Origin of the sequence: Paenibacillus sp. EKM10P (assembly GCF_011800655.1) — a bacterium.
GTDB classification, from domain to species: Bacteria; Bacillota; Bacilli; order Paenibacillales; family Paenibacillaceae; genus Paenibacillus; species Paenibacillus polymyxa.
The window spans coordinates 1-287 of the sequence record NZ_JAALET010000108.1 but is presented as its reverse complement, the minus strand read 5'-3'; the positions used below and the strand labels follow the sequence as shown (position 1 = coordinate 287).

The 287-nt window shown below is 49.1% G+C and carries 1 protein-coding gene; it reads right to left on the bottom strand.

All coding sequences use genetic code 11. From position 1 onward, the window contains the following. Window positions 1–287 (bottom strand): condensation domain-containing protein (locus HFE01_RS26650; protein ID WP_167438877.1); only part of this gene is annotated, 287 nt, incomplete at both ends.

Sequence of the window (287 nt, the reverse complement as noted above, 5' to 3'; positions counted from 1 at the left end):
CACTCCAATAACGAGATGCTTCCTGTGCATCTTGGTGTTCCAACCATTCGATATAGTCACTATACGGCTTGACAGGTACGAGTTCTGGCTGCTTGTTCTCCAGCAAGGCAGCATATACACCAAACACTTCGTCTGTCATTAGTGACAGGCACCAGCCGTCCATCACAATATGGTGGAAGCTCCATACAAAACGGTATGAGCGATCGCCCGTGCGGAAGACAGCTACGCGCATGAGCGCATCCTTGCTTAAATCAAAGCCACGAGCTTTGTCCTGAGTCACAAATTCA